The organism is Exiguobacterium sp. (assembly GCF_020832205.1).
GTDB lineage: Bacteria > Bacillota > Bacilli > Exiguobacteriales > Exiguobacteriaceae > Exiguobacterium.
This window is the reverse complement of the sequence record NZ_JAFIFD010000019.1, coordinates 1-16,455: the sequence shown is the minus strand read 5'-3', so window position 1 is coordinate 16,455 and position 16,455 is coordinate 1. Positions and strand designations below refer to the sequence as shown.

Annotated in this window: 12 protein-coding genes; 1 reads left to right on the top strand and 11 read right to left on the bottom strand. The window is 56.4% G+C overall.

What is annotated here, in order from left to right:
* Positions 1-10: 10 nt before the first annotated feature.
* The 11 genes from JJU47_RS04135 to JJU47_RS04085 form a co-directional block, all read right to left on the bottom strand.
* The gene (locus JJU47_RS04135) at positions 11-1,525 is read right to left on the bottom strand and encodes a UDP-glucose--hexose-1-phosphate uridylyltransferase (RefSeq protein WP_228616424.1); all 1,515 of its coding nucleotides are present in this window, start codon (positions 1,523-1,525) and stop codon (positions 11-13) included.
* On the bottom strand, positions 1,522-2,526 hold the full coding sequence (galE, locus tag JJU47_RS04130) for a UDP-glucose 4-epimerase GalE (protein WP_228616422.1): 1,005 nt from the start codon (positions 2,524-2,526) through the stop codon (positions 1,522-1,524). Before galE ends, JJU47_RS04135 begins: the two co-directional genes overlap by 4 nt.
* On the bottom strand, positions 2,523-3,707 hold the full coding sequence (locus tag JJU47_RS04125) for a galactokinase (RefSeq protein WP_228616420.1): 1,185 nt from the start codon (positions 3,705-3,707) through the stop codon (positions 2,523-2,525). The genes galE and JJU47_RS04125 overlap by 4 nt, the downstream gene beginning before the upstream one ends.
* 22 nt (positions 3,708-3,729) lie before the next feature.
* Entirely contained in the window at positions 3,730-5,796 is a 2,067-nt protein-coding gene (locus tag JJU47_RS04120; protein ID WP_228616418.1) for an alpha-galactosidase, read from the bottom strand.
* On the bottom strand, positions 5,793-7,781 hold the full coding sequence (locus JJU47_RS04115; protein ID WP_228616416.1) for a beta-galactosidase: 1,989 nt from the start codon (positions 7,779-7,781) through the stop codon (positions 5,793-5,795). The genes JJU47_RS04120 and JJU47_RS04115 overlap by 4 nt, the downstream gene beginning before the upstream one ends.
* 18 nt (positions 7,782-7,799) lie before the next feature.
* Entirely contained in the window at positions 7,800-8,585 is a 786-nt protein-coding gene (locus JJU47_RS04110) for a carbohydrate ABC transporter permease (protein ID WP_228616414.1), read from the bottom strand.
* Positions 8,586-8,597: 12 nt separating this feature from the next.
* Positions 8,598-9,554, bottom strand: a complete 957-nt coding sequence (locus JJU47_RS04105; protein ID WP_228616412.1) for a carbohydrate ABC transporter permease — start codon at positions 9,552-9,554, stop codon at positions 8,598-8,600.
* Between the two features lie 64 nt (positions 9,555-9,618).
* Positions 9,619-10,920 (bottom strand): ABC transporter substrate-binding protein, encoded by a 1,302-nt coding sequence (locus JJU47_RS04100; protein ID WP_228616410.1) that lies wholly within the window; start codon positions 10,918-10,920, stop codon positions 9,619-9,621.
* Positions 10,921-10,945: 25 nt separating this feature from the next.
* Positions 10,946-11,392, bottom strand: a complete 447-nt coding sequence (locus JJU47_RS04095; protein WP_228616408.1) for a hypothetical protein — start codon at positions 11,390-11,392, stop codon at positions 10,946-10,948.
* Between the two features lie 166 nt (positions 11,393-11,558).
* Positions 11,559-12,710: an ROK family transcriptional regulator gene (locus JJU47_RS04090; protein ID WP_228616406.1), complete on the bottom strand. Its 1,152-nt coding sequence runs from the start codon at positions 12,708-12,710 to the stop codon at positions 11,559-11,561.
* A 163-nt stretch (positions 12,711-12,873) separates the two neighbouring features.
* Positions 12,874-15,171 (bottom strand): S8 family serine peptidase, encoded by a 2,298-nt coding sequence (locus tag JJU47_RS04085; protein WP_228616404.1) that lies wholly within the window; start codon positions 15,169-15,171, stop codon positions 12,874-12,876.
* A 610-nt stretch (positions 15,172-15,781) separates the two neighbouring features.
* Here JJU47_RS04085 and JJU47_RS04080 point away from each other — a divergent pair.
* Complete coding sequence (locus tag JJU47_RS04080; protein WP_228616402.1) at positions 15,782-16,195, top strand: sigma-70 family RNA polymerase sigma factor; 414 nt, start codon at positions 15,782-15,784, stop codon at positions 16,193-16,195.
* Positions 16,196-16,455: the final 260 nt, after the last annotated feature.

Genomic DNA, 16,455 nt, shown 5'->3' with positions numbered 1-16,455 from the left:
TTCGATTCGTTTACCTGTTACTTCCCGTAGTCGACGCACCGTACTCTACTTTATCGACATGACTCAAAAATGAGCTCATGAATGCCTTAAAACGCTCCTGTCCCTCGACCGTCTGTTTAAAGACGCCCGCATCCTCGAGACATTTGACGAACTTGTCGCCGACGGCTTGTTCGACGATGTGGCGCGCGTCACCGGACTGCTTTTTAAGCGACTCGGCCCACACCTTGTGCATGTCGGCGACCTCGACGTCTTCCCCGTCCACATAGCGGACGACTTGTTCGAGCTCCGTCTTCAGTCGTGCCGGCAAGACGGCGAGCCCCATCACTTCAATCAAGCCGATGTTCTCACGCTTAATGTGATGGACGTCAGCGTGCGGATGGAAGATGCCGTCCGGATGTTCCTCGTCCGTCCGATTGTTGCGAAGGACGAGATCAAGTTCAAACCGTCCGTCGCGGCGTCGGGCGATCGGCGTCACTGTGTTATGGCGGACGTCCCCCGAATACGGGATGATGTCACCGTCTTCGTAAGTTTGCCAATGGCCGAGTAGCTGGTTCGCGAGCATGACGAGTTGTTCCCGCTTCGGTGACCGGAGCCGGACGACCGAGAGCGGCCAGTAGAGCGTCTCGATGTCGACTTGGTCGTAGCGGTCCGAGCGATACGTCTCGATGACTTTCGCATCGTCCATCGCAAACCGGTAGCGGCCGGCCTGATAATGGTCGTGCGTCAAAATCGAACCACCGACGATCGGCAAGTCCGCGTTCGACCCGGCGAAGTAGTGCGGGAATTGATTCGTGAAGTCGAGCAGGCGCTCGAACGCCGAGCGGTCGATGACCATGTCGCGCACTTCGTTCGACAGTAAGATCGAGTGCTCGTTGTAATACAAGTACGGCGAATATTGGAACGACCACGCCTCCCCGCCGAGCGTGAGCGGGATGATGCGATGGTTCGCCCGGGCCGGGTGTTTCAAGTGACCGCCGTACCCTTCGTTCTCGATGGCGAGTAGCCCTTTCGGGTAGTTCGTCGATGGAGCCGGATGCAGACGGGCCCGTGCGATCTCACGCGGGTCTTTCTCCGGCTTCGACAAGTTGATTGTGATGTCGAGCGTGCCGTAGCGCGTCGGAGTCTTGTAGCTGATGTTGTTCGCGATCCGTTTCGTCTGGATGTAGTTCGACGACTGGCTCATTTTATAGAAGAAATCCGTCGCCGCCGTCACGTCATTGGCGCGTAACGCCTCGAACGTGCGAGTCACTTCGGACGGTTTTGAGACGAATATGTCCATCACCTCGGCCATGAACCGGTCTTTCTCCTCGAGCAAGTCCTCGATGAGCCCCGTCTCGACCGCATAGGCGGCGAGCGTATCAAGCAAGTCCGGGATCGAGCTGACCGGGACGAACGCCGGGCGTTCAAAGTCGAGCTTCTCTAGTCTCGCGAGCACCCGGTTACGTGAATAGATACGGTCCTGTTCGGTGATCAACCCTTCGTCGATCGCGGCGTTCACGAGCGCTTCAATCGTTGCATTTATCATCGTCTCGCCCCTTCCATCTCATATCCGTTCGGATGTGCCGCATGCCAGTTCCACGCGTGTTGTAAAATCAGGTCGATCGTCGAACGTTCTGGCTTCCATCCGAGGACGCGTTTTGCCTTGTCCGGTGAGGCGATTAACATCGCCGGGTCGCCGGCACGGCGTTCACCCGTTTTGACCGGGATCGCATGACCCGTTACGCGGCGCGATGCCTCAATAATCTCGAGCACCGAGAAACCTGTCTCCGTGCCGAGATTGAACACGTCGCTGTCTCCGCCTCGTTCCAAATAGTCGAGGGCGAGCACGTGCGCGTCGACGAGGTCGGTCACGTGGATGTAGTCACGGATGCATGTGCCGTCCGGCGTCGCGTAATCGTCACCGAAAACAGTGATCGCCTCGCGCTGATTATTGGCGACTTGGAGCACGAGCGGGATGAGGTGCGTCTCCGGCGTATGGTCTTCGCCGATCTCACCGGTCGGGTGGGCCCCGGCGACGTTGAAGTAGCGGAGCGCGACGAAACGGATGCCGAAGGCGCGATCGCACCACTTCATCATCGTCTCCATCGCGAGTTTTGTCGCCCCGTACGTGTTCGTCGGATTCGTCTCGGCCGTCTCACGAATCGGCATCACGTCTTGGTCACCGTACGTCGCTGCCGTCGAAGAGAAGACGATGCGGCCGACACCGTGCTTGCGCATCGTCTCGAGCAACACTTGCGTGCCGAAGACGTTGTTGTCGTAATACTTGAGCGGTTCGTCCATCGACTCACCGACGAGCGAGTTGGCCGCGAAATGGAGCACGTCCGTGATCGTTTCCCGAGCGAACGTCGCTTCCATGAACGCCCGGTCGCGGATATCGCCTTCATAGAACGTCACCTCACTCGGGACGGACTCGATATGGCCGGTCTGTAAATTGTCGATCACGATGACTTCTTGTCCGCGGTCGAGCAGCGCCCGGACCGCGTGGGAGCCGATATAACCGGCCCCGCCGACGACGAGTACACTCATTTCACTTCCTCCTCTACGAGTTCATGGGTGCCGTCCCCGACGGAGGCGATATAAAACGTCGGCGCATAGCCGATCGTCTCTTCATACGTCTTCGTGACCGTGTCGATGACGGCTGGCGTCGCCGCTTTCTCGACGATCGCGATGGCGCAGCCGCCAAAGCCGGCCCCGGTCATGCGGGCACCGATGACACCGTCCGCGTGTTGGGCGGCGGTGACGAGCGTGTCGAGCTCGAGACCGGTCACTTCATAGTCATCTTTAAGCGACGTATGTGACCCGTTCATCAGTTCGCCGAACGCGTCGAGCCGTCCGTCCTGCAGCGCGGTGAAGGCGAGCTTCGTCCGTTCGTTCTCCGAGATCGCGTGGCGAGCCCGTCTCCGGAGCGTCTCCGGGAGGGTGGCTGCGACCGTCTCGAACTCGGCGACCGAGAGCTGTCCGAGCGCATCGATTTCGAAGTGGGCTTTCAACAGTTCGAGTGATTGGTCACACTCGGCTCGGCGCTCGTTATATTTCGAGTCGGCGAGCTCGCGGCGCTTGTTCGTGTTCATAATGACGATGTCGTAGCCGTCGAGCTTGATCGGCGCATAGTCGTGATGGAGCGTGTCGCAGTCGAGGAGGATGGCGTGTCCCGCCTTCCCCATCCCGATTGCGAACTGGTCCATGATGCCTGAGTTGACGCCGATGAAGTCGTTCTCGACGCGTTGGCCGAGATGGACGAGGTCGAGCTTGTCGAGTTTCAGCCTGTATACGTCATTGATCATGAACGCCGTGACGAGTTCGAGCGAGGCCGATGACGACAGACCGGCCCCGTTCGGGATGTTGCCGGCGAGCAGGAAATCGAATCCGCCGACGTCGTGCCCGTCTTTCCGTAAGAGCGCGACGACCCCTTTCACGTAGTTGGCCCAGTCATGCGCCGAGGCGTACGTATCGTCCGTCACCGGGAACGAGACGACTCCGACGTCCTCGAAATTGAGCGAGTAAACGCAGATAAGGTCGTCCTCTCGTTTCCGTACGAGCCCGTACGTGCCGAACGTGATCGCGCACGGGAAGACATGTCCTCCGTTATAGTCCGTGTGTTCGCCGATCAAATTGATGCGCCCCGGTGCGAAGAACGTGCGCTCAGGCGCCGCCTCGAACACGGTCTCGAATGTCTGTTTCAGGCGTTCTAAATCAAATGAAAGCATACGACTCCATCCCTTCCATCGCTCACGCCGGGCGAATCACCAGGCAGAAAGCGTCATAGTCTGTTTGTTGTGTGAGTGTGATCCCTTGTTGCATCAAGTAACGGCCGCTCAACGCTCTGCCGTCATACGTGTACGTCTTCTCCGGGTCGAGCCCGGCGAGTTTGACGCGCAGTTTGTTTTTCCCATATTGGCGCCGGTCGGCGTTGACGAGGGCGACGTAGTCTTCCCCGTCCGTATAGCCCATCGCGTGGAACCCGTCTGTCTTCAGCGAAGCGAGACGATAGCTCGTCCCGTGCTGCACGAGCGGGCGGATCGACTTGTACGTCTCAATCCAACGCTTCGACTCCTTCAGGTCGTCCTCGCTCCACTCGAGCAAGTTGCCCCCGATGCCGAGCGTTCCTTGCATGGCGCTGACGAAGCGGTAGGCGAGCGGGAGCGAACGGGCGTTCAGCCAGTTCGGCGCATCCGTCACCCAACAGCTCATCATCTTGGCGTTGTAGGCGTAGGAGAACCCTTCTTGGATCGTCAGCCGGTCGAGCGCGTCCGTATTATCGCTCGTCCACACTTGTTCGACACGTGACAACACACCGAGGTCGATGCGTCCGCCGCCGCCGGCACACGATTCGAAGGCGACGCCCGGATGTTTCGCCCGGAGCGTATCCAAAATCCGGTAGACGGCCTCGGTGTGGCGGAGCCACAGCTCTTTCGCCTCCCCTAAGTGCGGGCTGTCCGGCTCGGAGAAGGCGCGGTTCATGTCCCACTTGATATAGCGAATGGCGTGCTTCGAAAGCAAGTCGTCCAAGAGATTCGTCACGTGTGCCTCGACTTCCGCCAGTGCCAAGTTCAACACGAACTGGTTACGTGACGTCGTCGACGGACGCCCGTTCGTGTGATAGATCCAGTCTGGATGGGCCCGGTACAAGTCAGAGTCCGGGTTGACCATTTCCGGTTCGACCCAGAGGCCGAACTGGAGTCCCTTGTTCTCGACGTAGCGGATGAGCGGGTCGAGCCCGTTCGGGAACTTCGTCGTGTTGACGTGCCAGTCCCCGAGCCCGGCCGCGTCCGAATGACGCTCGCCGAACCACCCGTCGTCGACGACGAACAGCTCGCAGCCGATTTTTGCCGCCTCATCGACGAGGCGCTTCTGACCGTCCTCACTGACGTCGAAGTACGTCGCCTCCCATGAGTTGTACAGCACGGGGCGGAGCGTCTCGCGCGTCACTTCCGGCATGAGGACGTCGCGCTCGAAGTCGTGCGCGTTCCGGCTCATTGCGCCGAATCCATCTTGCGTATAACCGATATAGGCAGATGGTGTCGTGAACGACTCGCCTGGCTGTAACGTCTTCTTGAAGTCGAACGGGTTGAGCCCGCCCGTCACTTGCGTGAAGCCGAACTGGTCGCGTTCGAAGTGGATGGCCCAGTTGCCGGAATGGCCGAGGAAGCCGTAGACGACCTCGCCAGTTTCTTCCGTCGCCGCGTCGTCAAGCGCGAACCACGGGTTGCTCTGATGGCTCGTCAAACCGCGACGGCTCTCAATCGTCTTCTTCCCCGGGAGGAGCGGGCCTTGTTGCAGTTGGAACTCGCCCGTCCACAGCCCGCTGAAATGGCTGAGCCTCATGTCACGATCGATGAGTCCGAGGCTGAACGACTGGACGCTCTCGAGCGTCGTCGCGGCCTCGCTTCGCACCGTCAGCTTGCGTTCGATGATGTCGTACGCCGCATATAAATTGAACGTGAGCGTTACCGTCAAACGTTGGAGCGAATCATGCAACGTGATTGCGAGCGTGTCGCCGTCAATCGCGGCGTCTTGTAAGGTGAAGGCGTGCAACCGTTCACCCGAAGTCTCGCTCTTTAGCGTTGGCTCAGTGTAGACGAGGTCGCCGAACGAGCTGAACTCGTACGCGGCCACGCCTTCCGGTGTCTCAAATGACGAGTGCAGGACGCGCGCGTCCGGTAGCTCGGCGTAGTCGGACTCATGCAAACGGCCGCCAAGGTATTGGTGGACGAGCCGACCGCGTGCGTCGACATCGAACACGTAGGCAATCTGCGTCCCTTCGATCACGAAGCGGTCGTCGAAACGATAGATCATGCCCCCACCTCCTGCTTCAAGATGACGACGTCGAGCGGGTTCAACGTGAGCGTACCGGACACCGGCTCTCCTTCGAGCGTCTGCCAGTCGCCTGATACGTCGACCGATGACGTCACGTCCGTCGAATGGTTCATATAAAAGCGAATCGTGTAGCCGTCACCGAAGCGGTCGACTTTCTCGACGTCGTCCGGTAGACGGTCGGCGTCGATATTGGCGCGCGTGAGCGCCTCGTGGTAAATCGTGTCGAGCATCGCATCGTCGACCGATGAACCGATGTATGTCACGTCCCCTTTATACGTGTGGCGTGTGACGGCGGCCGTCCCTTGATAGAACGCCTGGCCGTATGTCGCGAGCACATCGGCGCCGTGCGGTGTAATCAAGTCGCACCAGATGTTCGCCTCAGACACAGCATCGCCGAGTTTGACCTCGTTCGACTGAACGGCCTGCAAGCTCTCGTACTCGTCGATCTCGATGCCGACGTATTTGGCGAACTTGCCCGGAAGCGTCAAGTTGTGGCACCGGTTGAGCGGATCTTTGACGCCGGTCCGGTACGTGAAGATGACGTTGCCGCCGTTCTCTAAGTATTCGATGAGCGTCGCGTCGAACGTCTCATTCCCGAGGAAATAGAGCGGGACGACGACGAGTTTGTATTTGTCGAGCGCGTCACCCGGGAAAACGATGTCGGTGTTGACCCCTTGGCGGACGGCCGCGCCGTAGAAACGGACGAACTCTTGTTTGAAGTTGAACGCGTCCGAGTGCGGCTGGTGCGTCCACGCCCACAAGTTCTCTTGGTCGTAATAGACGGCGACGTCCGCCTTGTATTCGGCGGAGTTGATCATGTCGCCGTGCGCATGCAGTTCGGACATGACGTGTTGCACTTCCTTGTATTTCCGTTTCGGCTTGCCATCATGGTCGATGATGCCATGGCAGAACTCCTCGGTCCCGAAGTCAGCTGCGCGGAAGCGGAAGTAGACGATCGCCTCGGCACCGCGGGCGACGGCCTGGTGCGTCCAAAGGCGGATATGGCCCGGGCGAGGCAAGTAGCCGATCCGGCTCCAACCTTGGGCGCCGCTAAGCTGCTCCATCACCCAGAAGCCTTTTCCTTGTTTCGACGAGCGGCACAGATCGTGGTCGTGCGCCGTCTTCTCGAACCGGTTCGGCTCAGGCAGTCCGCCCCAGACCGGATAGTTGTCGAACGAGACGTAGTCGAGATCTTGGGCCATCTGTTGCTGGTTGATCGCCATGTCGCTGTAGACGAGGTTGTGCGTGATGAACGCGTCGTCATGGATGAGCGGACGGAGCGTGTCGACTTGGAGCTTGTTGAACGAGCGGTACGCGTCCGAACAGAAGCGGTCGAAATCGACGAGGAGCGACGGGTTGTGCTCTTGGAACACGGTGCGAGGGACCGGAATCTGCGTCCATGCCGTGTACGTATGGCTCCAGAAGACGGTCCCCCAGGCCGCATTTAACGCATCGAGCGTCTCGTAGCGGTCTTGCAACCACGCTTGGAACGCGACTCGGTCGACGTCGCCATACGAGCGGTCCGATTTCTCGTGGCCATACTCGTTGTCCGTCTGCCAGCCGATGACGCGTGGATGCTTCCCGTACCGTTCGGCCATCTTCCGCGTGATGCGTTCGCAATAGTCGCGGTACACCGGGCTGTTCACCGTGTAGTGGCGACGGGCACCGAAGCTGATTTGAACACCGTCGGCCGTCACCGGCAAGATGTCCGGGTGCGCTTCGATCATCCATGCGGGCGGCGTCGCCGTCGGCGTACCGAGGATGATATCGAAATCTTGGCCGAATTTGTCGACGACCTCGTCCCAAAACGAGAAGTCGAACTCGCCGTCGGCCGGCTCCATCATCGTCCATGCGAACTCGGCCATACGGATGACGTTGACACCGAGTTCTTTCATCAAGCGGACGTCTTCGTCCCAAAGGGCGCGGTCCGTCTGTTCTGGATAGTAGTCTACTCCTAAATACATTGCATTCACCTCAATCGATTATTTGACCGCCCCTGACGTCATGCCTTTCTGTAAGAAGCGTTGGAAGAAGATATAGAACACCATCGTCGGCAAGCTGATCAAGACGAGCGAGGCGTATAGTTTACCTGGGTCACCACCGAGCGCTTCCGTGAAGAAAGTCGGCGCCATCGTCACCGTCTGTTTCGCCGGGTCCGTCATGAACGTGAGGACGAGCAAGTACTCGTTCCACGAGTTGAGGAACGCGTAGATCGTCGCCGTGGCGAGCGCCGGCTTGGCGAGCGGCATCATGATCTTATAGAAGATCTGTAACGTCGTCGCCCCGTCGATATGGGCCGCTTCCATCAGCTCGTTCGGCAGTTCGTCGAAGTAGCTCTTGATGAGCATGAGCCCGAACGGGAGGAAGAACGCTACCTCGGCGCCAATCAAGCCCCAGTAGCTGTTCAGCCCGTCGAGCGTCCGCAACGTGAAGAAGAGCGGGACGATGAGCGACGCGACCGGTAGCATGAGTCCAGCGAGGACGAGGTTGAAGAGAAGTCGCTTTCCGGCGAACTGGAGCTTCGAGAAGCCGAACGCCGCGAAAGCGAGAAACGTGATTGAAATCGTGATCATGAAGAACGCGACGATGAAACTGTTGAAGACGAACTGTGGGAAGTTCGGGTTTTGCAGTGTCGCGATGTAGTTGCTGAACCCGTTCACCCGGAGGCTCTCCTTGAACATGACGAAGATCGGGAACAGCCAGATGACGGCCATGAGCGAGAGGCCGATATTCGTGAGCCATCTGCCTTTTTTCGTTTGAATTTCCATGTGTGGGCCTCCTCAGTCCATTTTCTTCTGTACGCGCGTCTGGAAGTACGTGATGCTGAGCGCGATGATGAGCAAGATGACGGCGAGCGCGCTCGCGTACCCGACTTCTTGGTGGAGCATCGATTTCCGGAACAAGTACGTCGAGATGACCTCGGTCGAGTTACCCGGACCGCCTTGCGTCGAGATCCAGACGATGTCGAACGTCTTCAGTCCACCGATGACCCCGAGGATCGTCAGCGTGAACGTCGTACCTTTCAAGTTCGGGAAGACGACGCTCCAGAGCGTGCGCCAGAAGCCGGCGCCATCTATGTTCGCCGCTTCGAACACTTCACGCTCGATGGCGAGCATCGCCATGTAGTACATGATCATCGACGAGCCCGTCCATTGGAAGATGTTGATCAAGATGATCGAGTAGAGGGCGACGTCCTGGTCGCCGAGCCAGTTCTGGGCGAGGGCGCCGAGGCCGACCGCGCGCAGGAATTCGTTGATGTAGCCGAACTGGAAGTCATAGATTTGCGAGAATGCCGCACCTAGGACGACCGGGCTCAAGACGACCGGGAAGAAGAACACCGACTTGAAGAACGTCCGGCCCGCGCCTTTCGTGTGCAACAAATACGCCAAGACGAGACCGATACCGGCCTGGACGGACACCGTCAGCACCGTGAAGATGCCCGTGTTCTTGAGGGCGCTATAAAACTCCGGGTCACGGAACATCCGGGCGAAGTTGTCGAAGCCGACGAACACTTTCTCAAACGAGATGCCGTCCCATGAGAAGAATGAATGGTAGGCGTTGTAGAAGATGCCGTAATAGATGAAGGCGATGACGAACAGGACGGTCGGGGCGACGAACGCCCAGCCGACGAGGTTCTTCTTCAGCTGTGCCTTCTTCTTCATCGGGTCGGGCTGTTTCGGCGGCACGGTCGTAAGCACCGGTTGGCCGTCTTCCTTCAATTCGGTAGCTTGTTGCATAAAGATCCCTCACTCTCTTCAAAGAATCGAGCGCCAGCGAGACTGGCTACTGGCGCTCGGAATATTATTTACCTTGGTCCGCGACCGCTTGGATGCGCTCAAGCGCTTGCTTGGCGTCTTGTCCGGCGGCGATGTTTTGAAGTTCTTTCCCGAGCGTGTCATAGACGCGCGGGTCACGGATGCCGCGACCGGCGACGGCGTTCTTCACCGTCTCGTTCAAGATTTCATACGATTCGCGTTCGACGTCGTTCGTGAACTTGTCCTCGTAGTCGACTTCGATGTCGCTGATTGCTGGTGCCATCTCGAACTTCTCCATGTAGAGCGACTGGCCCTCACCTTGCGTCATGTAGGCGATGAACGCGGCCGCGCCGTCTTGCTGTTTCGACTCTTTGTTGACGCCGAGCGCCATGTCGATTGAGGCAATGACCGGTTGCTCCGTGCCTCCGGCGAGGTTCGGGAGCGGGACGAAGCCGATCTCGTCTTCGAAGTTGTTCCACTTATCACGCTTCTCGACCGTCGTCATCGAGTGGGCTTCCCATGAGCCGATGACCCACATCGCCGCTTTCTTATCGAAGAAGTTGTTCATGCCGTCCATGTATGTCGCGAGGCCCAAAGCCCCTTCTTGGAACACTTTGTCGGCGAACAGCTGTTGCCAAAGCTCGGCCGTCTCGACCATCTCGTCGTCCGTCCATTTCGCTTCGCCTTCGAGTACTTTTTGGATGTACCCTGGTGCGACTTGGTGGCTCAAGACGTTGAACACGTCCGTGCCGACCCAGGCGTCTTTCGCGCCGAGTTGGAGCGGGATGACTTTATCGCCGGCGCCGTTGATTTTCTCGATTGCCGCGACCGTCTCGTCATACGTCTTCGGCGGCGTCACGCCGTATTGATCGAGGAGCGTCTTGTTGTACATGAGGTACGCCTGACCCGTGAACCCGACCGGTACCGCATACTGTTCCCCGTCGACCGTCGTCTGCTCGACGCCGAGCTCGATGAACTTCTCTTTCCATCCTTCACCGGCCGCTTTGTCCATGTAGTCTTTCGCCGGCACGAGGCGGTCCTTGTATTGCGGGATCATCGGTTCCTTGAGACCGATGACGTCCGGGCCGTCGCCGCCGAGCATCGCGACTTGGAGCTGTTGCTCGTAATCCTCGAGACGCTTGAATTTGACGACGTAGTCGTCTTGCGATTCGTTGAACGCCTCGGCGAGTGCCTCCCCGACTTCCGGTTGCGGCGCCCAGCCCCACCAAGTGATGATCGGCTTGCCGTCTTCGGTCGTCGCGGCTGCCTGGTCTTTATCGCCGCAAGCGGCGAGCAGTGATGAGAGGACGAGTACAGATGATGCGAGTGCGATGGTCGATTTCTTCATGATTCATTCTCCTTTGAATGTGTAGTCACGCCACGAGTCGGTGGCATAGTTCCCGAATGAGTGCTTCTGGCATCGGTTTGTCGCCGAGCCTCGTCAATGTATAAGCGATCAGTTCGATATCGAGTTTCGGCCCGTCTATGTATGGCCCGACGACATATAGGTCCGCCCCGAACGGCAGCGCGTCCTGTTCTTTCAAGCGCCAGAGCAACAGCTCGAACAACCCGTCCGCGTCATCCGCCTTCGCGTCCCGCGATAAGTTCGACACCCGGAACAGCCGGATGTCTCGCGTCGCCTCGTCATAGAGCCGGAAGATCCCGTCCCGACGCGAGCGGGTGATGACGATGTCGACCGGTTCACCTGTTAGCGCTTCCATTTCGCTAAACGTTAAACCGTCCCGACTGAAGATGCGGGTCGCCCCGTAACGGCCGAATATGTCGTGAAACTGATCTTTCAATGGTGTCTCTTTTTGCATCATTACCCCTCCAGACGTGTTCCCGAGAGTGTCACCCCTTACTTAGTAAATTAAATTTATTATCTAACTACAAACACAATATAGCATACGAATCGAAATGTTGTAAACGCTTTCTTTGAAAGAAATAAAAAATCGCCTTTCCAAGTTAGAAAGACGACGTGATGCTTCATTGGATTTCGCGGAATAATTGGTTCGTGATGAGCGCCGCCGCCCCAAGCGCCCCGTGGTCGGCATTCCATGGGACGACGCGGATGTCGGTCTGACGGGCGTCGATCGTCAGCGCGGTCTGGGCGACCCGTTCCTGGATGTTCGTGACGACGTTCGGCGCGTAGTTGAAGAGCGGCCCGCCAAGCAAGATCCGTTTCGGGTTCAACAGATGGATCATGTTGAGCGTCGCAATGCCGATGTACTCCCCGGCCCGTTCGTACAGCTCACGTACGGCCGCATCTTCCTTCACGTGTTCGCGGAGCGTATCGAGCGTCAGCGTTTGGCTCGTTTCCCGGGCCTCGTTCAAGATGGCCCGTTCCCCGGCGACGGCCTCTAGACAGCCGCGGTTGCCGCACGAGCAGATCGGTCCGTCGAGCATGATGCGCATGTGACCGATCTCGCCGGCGATATGGTGCTCGCCGTCGATCAGTTCGCCGCCGTGGACGTAGGCGCCGCCGATGCCGTACCCGGCGTATACGTAGAAGAACTCGTCGATGCCAATCGCCTCGCCGAAATAGAGCTCGCCCAAGGCGAGCGTCCGGACGTCGTTCTCGACAAAGACGTTCTGTTTGAGCCGGTTCTCGAGTTCCCGCTTGAGCGGGATGTCATGCAAGTGGAAACGCGGCGCGAACAAGACGACGCCATCGCCGGCCTCGACCATCCCGTGGACGGACACCCCAAGTCCAATCACGTCTCCGGCCGCCTTGCCGGCAAGCTCGATATAGAGCGTCACAATCGCCTCGATGAACTCATCGTTTGTGTCAAACCGTTCGTCGTGCCACGCCTCAGACAGAAGCTCCCCGTGGATGTTCGTGACGACGCCGTGGAGCTTGCGCTGCGTCGCGTCGATGCCGATGACGAACCGGTCGCTCGCCGCGAGTTCGAGCATGATCGGGCGGCGCCCGCCGCTCGAGACGCCGAGTTCACGCTCGTTGATCAACCCTTCTGCCTTCAGTTCGTTGACGATATTCGAGATTGTCGGTTTCGTCAAGTTCGTTTCTTTGGCGAGCTCGACCCGGGACACCGGCTGATGGAGCCGGATGAGCCGCAGGATGAGCGAGCGGTTATACGTCCGCATCCATTTCGAGTTCCGTGGTGTCGTCTTCCCCATAACTGTTCCACCCATTTCTGTGCTTTTTTTCTTAGTATAGCATGTCGGGGAAACCGGTCATCGACTGACCGAAAAAAATACGATAGTAAAACGGTGCGATATCACCAAAAACGACATAGGTCCGAAGTGTCGGATCCATGTCGTCGAATAGACAGCCACGTTCTTATTTGACTGTAATCTTGATTTTCACAACCGTGCTGTTCCCGCCTTTGTCTTTGACGGTATATGTCAATGGATAGACCCCTTTACGCTGCGTGTTCACTTTTCCAGTCACTTTTATTGACTTCGTCAACGTACCGTCCACGTTGTCTTTCGCCGTCACGCCGCTTAACGGTTTGAAGCTCGATTTTAATTTGATTGACTTCGATTTCGCACCTGAAATGACAGGTTTGACATGATCTTTGACCACAATCTTCCGAACTACCGTCGTGGTATTGCCCGACTTGTCTGTGACACTGTACGTCAAGTAGTGCGATCCGATTTTTTTGACGTTGACCGTGCCAGACACTTTGATTGACGTCGTCAAGTTGCCACTTATATTGTCAGTCGCCGTGATCCCCGTTTTGGCATCAAATCGGCTGTTCCAATAGATCGTCTTCGCTTTGACACCGTTGAGAACCGGTTTGACCGTATCTTTCACGGTGACACGACGTACCAGTTTGCCTACATTGCCAGCGCGATCTTTCACCGTATACGTGAGGATATGCACACCTGTTTTATTAACATCCACCGCACCAGACACGGCAACCAACGCAGTCAGGTTGCCATCCGTTTCATCTGATGCACTTAACCCTCGTTTTGTATCGAACGCTAATCCTGCTTCTACGATCACATCCGACACTCCAGAAATGACCGGCACCGTCTTGTCGATGACCGTCGTCTCTACAATCGGGCTGACGTTACCGGCAGCGTCCGTGCTCACGACGCGAAGGACCGTCCCAGCCTTCTGTTTCTTAATCGTCACGGTGTACAGGCCATCTTTGTTCGTCGTCGCTTGGCCGAGGAGCGCCGTGCCAGCTCTCACGGTCACCGTGCTGGCGGCCTCTGCTTTCCCGCTCACTGTGGCAACGGCGTTGCTAACCGGGTTCACGCTCGGTTTGATCGGGGCCGTTTTATCAACGACCGTAAACCAGGTTTGTTCGCTGTGGTTACCATAAGAATCATAATAAATCACGCTCAGCGTCGTGCCTGCCGTGTAGCGCGGCGTATTGATCTTGAAGCGATCTCCGCCGTACAACTTATCCGCCGAACCAATCACCCCACCCAATGGATCATGCAAAACCACAGTGCCGTATCCATTTTGTTCAGGGATTTTTCCGGTGACAACAGTGGCCGCATCGGAAAACTCATCGATACGGACCGGATCGAGTTGACGAATGTGAAGCGCCTCTTTCGCATTCACACGTCCATAGCCATAGAAATAATCTCGGCCCGGGCTTCCCAAATCATCAGCGGTACTCGTCAAGCGTTCCGTGAGCGCATCGACAGACAGACCCGGTTCCGCTGATTTGACCAAAGCGGCGACACCCGCAACGACCGGTGAGGCCATCGATGTTCCGCTCATGGAACCGTATGAATTGTATGGCGTCGTCGAAACGATCTGGCTTCCTGGTGCCGTGACATCGATGTTCCATCCATAGTTCGAGAACGAAGACAACGTGTCGTACGAGGTCGTCGACCCGACCGAGATGACGTGATCATACGAGGACGGATAATGCGCCGCACTGGTCGCGTCATTCCCGGCTGCCGCGATGACGACGACATCTCGTGCGTACGCATAGTTGATGGCTTGCTGGAAGGAATAATTGTAGTGATAACTCCCTAGACTCATGTTGATGATGTCAGCCCCTTGGTCGACCGCGCGATATACGCCTTCGATCACGTCCGATGTATAGGCCGATTCCCCGATAAATACGTCAATCGGCATGATGGCCGTATCAGGCGCCACCCCTACCCCCCCATAATAGTTATCCATTTGACTGCCCACGATCCCTGCAACGTGAGTCCCGTGTTTGCCGGGCGACAACGTGTAGGGCGAGTCATAAACGGTGTCGTACGGGTTGACGATTTTCCCCTTTAAATCTTCATGATTCATATCAATCCCATTATCCAATACGGCCACGATCACGTTCGTTCCAATCGATCGGTCCCAGGCAGCTTCGGATTGGATGTTGTTGTGGTGCGTCTGGGAACTGTAATAGACGTCACTCGGTGTATACGTCAACGTCATCAAGTGATCCTCTTCGACGTGAATCACGTGATCCTCTTGCTTCAACTCTTTGATGAACGCGGTAGTGGACATCCCATTTGGCACTTCGACCGTAAGCGTTGTCTGTTTTTTGATTTGTTTCGACGAGATCACCTCACCGTTAAGGTCGCCCGTTTCCGTGCCTTTCACTTGAACGATGACCCGTTTCGGTAATTTGTTTTCGTCCGCTGAAACCGAATTACCGAAAGCCATAAAAGCTATTCCAATCGTGATTAAAATCTTTGAAAAATATGTGTTCACTTAAATTCCTCCATTATGATAAATATCAACTAAATATAGTTTATATCAGGAATTTAAAGTTTACCTTTTTCAAATATTTTCTTTTTACGCCTAATAATTTGATTTCGAACACGGGGGAAAGGACGTTTTTGATATCTTAGCTAGACTCGATCCTTCGCAAGTAGAGGACCTGCACTTCACATACAAATGTGTCGGCATAAATAGCTCTTATGTAACGGTGTCTCATCAAGGAGATCTATGAAGGTTTGTCGGTTCATTGCATCATTTGGTAAACCAGGTTGCGATGATAATACATTCCACTGGTTCCAACCAGTCTCTTTCACATTCGTCGAATATTCATCGATATCCAAGATGGGACAGCGCCCTTATCACACATAAGCCCCGGGCTTGTTTGAGATATCGGCATACAATAACGGATGGAGTCGAAAGGCGTACGTACAGCAACACCTAATCCTCGAATATCGATGACTATACTCGAATTAACCTAGGAAAATCAACAGAGCGCTCGGAAAAGAATCCATCCATAAACCAGCTCGATGACCAAATTGTTGAATGGGAGCCGATGATCCATTACGTCATCCGCCATCTCCATATCCACCCGAACGAACAAGAAGACTGCGCCCAAATCGCACGGATTGCGCTATGGGAAGCGTTGAATCGCGGTTGCACGCTATCGAAAACATACTGCTTCCAACGGATACGAGGCGCCATCCTCAACCACCAACAGAAGAACGCACGGCACTTGAAGCACGAAGTCGCGGCCGAGCGTATCCCGGAACAATGTATGACATCCGAGCGCCATTTGTTCGACTGGCTCGATGAACAACGGGTGTTGCTGTCGCCCCGCCATTTCGAACTCCTCTGCCACTTGATTGATGGGACCGAGCAGACGCTACCGTATTCCGCAAGTCGCTTGCGCGCATATAAGGCCGACGTCCAACGGGAACTACGAGAGGCAATTCATTTGAAGGAGTGAGTGAGATGAAACCTGTATTATTGAACGATGCAATCGACCTGTACTTACAAGACTTGATAGAACGAAAAGAGGCCCCTGAGACAACGCTGAAAAGCAAACGCAACACGCTCTGGAGCTTCGTGTATTTTGCAATACAAATGTGCACAATAATGCAACGAAAAGTACAGAACTTTGCCAGCTAGGTTTTAGTGTTTCGACAACGCATGCGTGACACGATAACTGTCACCTGTGAAATTTAATATGTGAGCGTGATGGATGAC